Genomic DNA, 4171 nt, shown 5'->3' on the forward strand with positions numbered 1-4171 from the left:
ACTTCACCCACGCCCGAAAATCAGAAAACCCGCCAAACCGAAATCAAGATTCCTTCAAAGGTCGACCGGTGGATTCAGGCTTAGGCGGCCCGGTTGGTTCAAGGGAGTTTCGGCCCGCGCGTTGTGCTGCTCAAACCTCGTCGGCCTATCGAGACGATCACAGCTGGTGTTTTAAGCGACCGGATCAGCATGATCTGTCTCACTTCATCATCGAGGAGGCGTCGTTGGCTGGCACGTTGCCCCTGGAGCGGATCACGGCGCTGGCCTGAGAAGCGGGCGCGAAGGTGCTGCTGGTCGGCGTCACACCAGCGCTGACGCGGTAATTCACAAGTCGTCGGGTCATAAGCGCTCGCCTCCGTCTCGAGTTGGTCGTAATGCGGACATGGTGTCCGCGGCATGTCTGCGTTCACACCTGTAATGCCTCTTAGGGCAGTGGCTGCGCTGTTAGCCTGCATTCATGAGTCAGCAAGCGACACAGGGTTGGTACCCTGACCCTTTCGGCCGGCATCAGCACCGGTGGTGGGATGGTCGTCAGTGGAGCGAACACGTCGGCTCGGCGGGCCGGCAGACGGTCGATGCACCCGTTGTTACCCCGCCGACGCAGGCCGCATCACACCCGACGCGCGTAAACACGCCGGTGGTTAAGAGTGCGCCAGGCAACAAGAATGTGCAGCAGCAGGTCCGTGAGCTTGGCGTCGCGGATTCCGCACTTGCAGGCGGTGGCACACTGTTCACCGAGCAGATCCTGGTCGTGAACCAGAAGGCCAAGTTGTTCGAGAGGAAGGCCGAGTATTCGGTCTTTAGTCAGCACGGACACAAGATCGGCGGCGTCCGGCAGTTTGGCATCAGCATGTCGCGCATGGTCGTGGGGCGGGACAACGAGACCAAGCGACTCCAGATTGTCGACACTGACGGCCGCCCGATCCTAACGCTCACCAGGCCGGCCACGGTTCTGAAATCAAAGGTGACTGTTATGCGTCAAGACGGCACGCCCCTGGGTCAGATCGTTCAGGAGAACTTTGGCGTGATGGCATCGATGCTCGGCGGTCGGTTCAACATTCGCTTCCGCATCGAATCAGGCGGGGAGACACTCGGCACAATCAACGCCGAAAGTTGGCGTGCCTGGGACTTCAGCATTCAGGACCCACACGGCTCCGAGATTGCACGAATCACCAAGACCTGGGCGGGGTTCAGCAAGGAGATGTTCACCAAAGCCGATAACTATGTGTTGCAGATGCATCGACCGCTTGAAGATCCTCTGCTCTCGCTCGTAGTTTCCGCGGCCCTCGCCATGGACACGGTGCTGAAACAGGACAGCAACCGGCGAAGTCGCTGACGGTTGGAGGCCGGCTTCTTGGAATCATCGACGCACCCTGAAACGTAAAGAAGGAAAGACACACGAATGACATTGACGCTCGGCCCGATTCTGCTTGACGCGGGTATCGATCTCTCCGACGCCCTAGTGATCCGCCACGCATACGTTCGGGAGCACGAGGATAGCGGCATACGAGGCATCCACGCGGATTCCACAACTGCGGAGATTCTCGAGTACACGCGAAACCAGTCCACACAACGATTCCCGGCCGTTCCGCCACGCTTTTGGGTTGTTTTTATCAAGGAAGGTGGAGACCAGGCGCGACTGTGGTCTGTCGTCGAGAACCGCGGCGAGATCTCCAACGATGGGCTGCGCCGGATCTTTGACGTGGTCGAGTCGGAGCGCATGGTAGACCTTCGAAGCCGCCTGGTGATCGGCTGGAGATCGCCACGCGCTTGTTGGATGCATGCCAGCACGGCCGCAACCTACCCGGTGATGGGCATCGCCGATGCCGAGCCGGTGCCGTTTTCCGGCTTCGATCGGCTCGTGCTCGATCACGCGAAACTTCAGGCGGTCATGCGTGAACATCGATATGCTTCTTGGCGCACCGCGCTCGGGTCGGTGGTTGGAATCTACCTGATCACCGACACCAGCGACGGACGCCAGTACGTCGGCAAGGCGGACGGCGCCGACAGCATCCGTCAGCGGTGGGGCACGTACGCGGCCAATGGGCACGGCGGCGATGTCGGGCTGCGAGGTCTTCAACCTGCCAGCTTTCGTTTCTCGCTCCTGCGGGTGTTCGATCCTTCTACGCCGACGCCCGTGATCGACGCCGCTGAGAGCCATTTCAAGGTTGCGCTCGATACGCGTCGCCACGGTCTGAACCGGAACTAGGGTACGGCGACTATCCGGACGAATGTCAGAGACACGGTGCAGCCAGAGGGTGTTTTTAGCGACCAGCGACTTATGGGACTGCCCCGAAGTCGCCCCGTGGGACCGCGGCGCGCCGTCGGCTGTCGCAGGCCCTGGTCGCCAACGGTACAGAGCGCGTCAACGAGCCGGCACTCGTGTTGAGGCGTAACTGACGTTCTGGCCAGTTACGGCTGGCATACCTCCTGGTAGCGGCCTGAGTGGTTCACACTCGTCCGTGCACAGGAGGCTTCACTATGACGAACCTGCAAGAGCAGTTCGACGATCTGCTCAGCCGCACCGTCCTGGCTGCACTGTTCTACTGTCCGGAGATCACCGTCGACGATGACGGCCACAACTTGCGGAACGACGTCGCGTACTGCCTGGATCCGGTCGCTGCGATCGCCCACGAAAACGCCGGACGGCTCCGCATCGCGGTCGGACGTGTGATCACGAATCCGACGGCGCATCGCTTGGAACTTTTGGCTTTCGTTATCGAGTTGGCCCCGCCGCCGGCCGTGTAGCAGCGATCATGAACATCCCCGTCCGATGGGAACGCAGCGCCGGTAGGTCAGTCGCCTGACCGGGGGCCGAGAAGCGGCGCCAATATGTGGCGGGGAACCGCGACCGGATCCGCGACCGGATCCGCGAGCTGAACCGACTCTGGCGAGCCGAACACCTCGACTGTGCCCGGCAGGTCAACCGCGACTCGATGCGTCGGGTCACAGCTCGCCAGCACCGCGAAGCCGAGGTTCGCGCTCGGGGGAGGGAGCGCGCGAAACTCTGGCGGGAAGCGCACCCCGATCGCAAGCGTGAGTAGCAGTAGCAGTAGCAGTAGCAGTAGCAGTAGCAGCAGCAGCAGCAGCGCTGGGTGGCAAAGAATCGCGAAAAAATTCGCGAGTACTACAACCGTTAGTACGAGGCACACCGTGACGAGGTCAACGCTGCAGCGAGGCGGCTTAAGCGCAGCCTGAGTCGGGCCGGCCTCCCGTCAAAACTCCTGCACACGACGACCGCGGCCGAGCGACGTGCCAAAAAACGCGAAGCCGACACCTATCTCAACGACACATCGCGGCCCGAGCGTCTGCCGCAGTTCACGGTGTGCGCCGAATCGCTGACCGAGCACATGCCTATGAACGACGCCCGTATTCGCGAGCTCGCCGAGGAGTGAGCGCCGTACCGCACTGCGAGTTCAAGCGCCAGGCGCAGCCCGACCCGCGATTGCTTGGCGCGGGTGTAGGAGAGCTTCGCCATCTGTTTGATGAACTGATCGCAGCGAACGACGCCGATCTCGCGCAGCGTGAGATATTGAAATATAGGTAACCACGAGCGTGCGCATGTTGCGCTCATACAGATTGCGGGTGGTCTTGGAGATTCGACCCTCCGCGTCGACGTCGTGCAGCGAGTACGTCACCGAGGCGGTGAAGGGGCTGTCTGGAGTCAGATATCCGTTCGTGGGCTGTATCAGTTTCCTCTCAGAACGTTTGCCCTTCAACGCTCGCTCGGCTGCCCTAGTTAAGGTGCCGGTGGCCTGCACCAGGCGCGACTGGCCGTCCTTGTCTCGATGGTGGTTGCGGGCCTCGAACTGACCCGAGGGCCTGATGCGGATCGTTATGTCGCCGAAGGTGCCGATCGTGATGCGTGGCCGCGACATCTCAGCTCGCCGCCGATTGACGGTACTGGGCTTCCCAGACGGTTCGTGCTGCTGGGCCATCCAGGAGCGTACGTCAGAGATCGCGAATTTCAGATGCTTGCCGAACCGGTACGTGATGCTCCTATAGTTGTCAATTGTTTTTTTGGATGGCTTTTTGCTTGTGGAGCCAGTCCCGAAATTGGTTAGCGAGGTTGTCGTCTCGGCTGAGTCCGCGTTCGATTCGGGAGAGGGTGCCGGGCCAGGTGTTGACGTGGTCTGCTGCCTCGCGGAGGGTGATGTGGAGTTCCTCGCGC

Annotated in this window: 5 protein-coding genes; 4 read left to right on the plus strand and 1 reads right to left on the minus strand. The window is 61.2% G+C overall.

Features of this window, described 5'->3' with window-relative positions:
* From CXY71_RS21600 to CXY71_RS00470, 4 genes are all read left to right on the plus strand, one after another.
* A partial coding sequence (locus CXY71_RS21600) for a hypothetical protein (RefSeq protein WP_233204309.1) occupies window positions 1–269 on the plus strand: 269 nt, incomplete at its 5' end.
* A 188-nt stretch (window positions 270–457) separates the two neighbouring features.
* Entirely contained in the window at window positions 458–1336 is an 879-nt protein-coding gene (locus CXY71_RS00460) for a phospholipid scramblase-related protein (protein WP_104133781.1), read from the plus strand.
* A 66-nt stretch (window positions 1337–1402) separates the two neighbouring features.
* A complete protein-coding gene (locus CXY71_RS00465; RefSeq protein WP_104133782.1) occupies window positions 1403–2209 on the plus strand; it encodes a GIY-YIG nuclease family protein in 807 nt (268 codons plus the stop codon).
* A 272-nt stretch (window positions 2210–2481) separates the two neighbouring features.
* Window positions 2482–2748, plus strand: a complete 267-nt coding sequence (locus CXY71_RS00470) for a hypothetical protein (RefSeq protein ID WP_104133783.1) — start codon at window positions 2482–2484, stop codon at window positions 2746–2748.
* 47 nt (window positions 2749–2795) lie between these two features.
* On the opposite strand, the gene CXY71_RS00475 is transcribed toward CXY71_RS00470, so the two are convergent.
* A complete protein-coding gene (locus CXY71_RS00475; protein ID WP_104133784.1) occupies window positions 2796–3152 on the minus strand; it encodes a hypothetical protein in 357 nt (118 codons plus the stop codon).
* Between the last annotated feature and the right edge of the window lie 1019 nt (window positions 3153–4171).

The sequence above is a fragment of the Cryobacterium sp. Y62 genome (assembly GCF_002929785.1).
Classification (GTDB): domain Bacteria; phylum Actinomycetota; class Actinomycetes; order Actinomycetales; family Microbacteriaceae; genus Cryobacterium.

Bases quoted from the DNA above. Each gene is read 5' to 3' on its own strand.
- CXY71_RS00460 (WP_104133781.1), top strand. From the start codon at position 458: ATGAGTCAGCAAGCGACACAGGGTTGGTACCCTGACCCTTTCGGCCGG.
- CXY71_RS00465 (WP_104133782.1), top strand. From the start codon at position 1,403: ATGACATTGACGCTCGGCCCGATTCTGCTTGACGCGGGTATCGATCTC.
- CXY71_RS00470 (WP_104133783.1), top strand. From the start codon at position 2,482: ATGACGAACCTGCAAGAGCAGTTCGACGATCTGCTCAGCCGCACCGTC.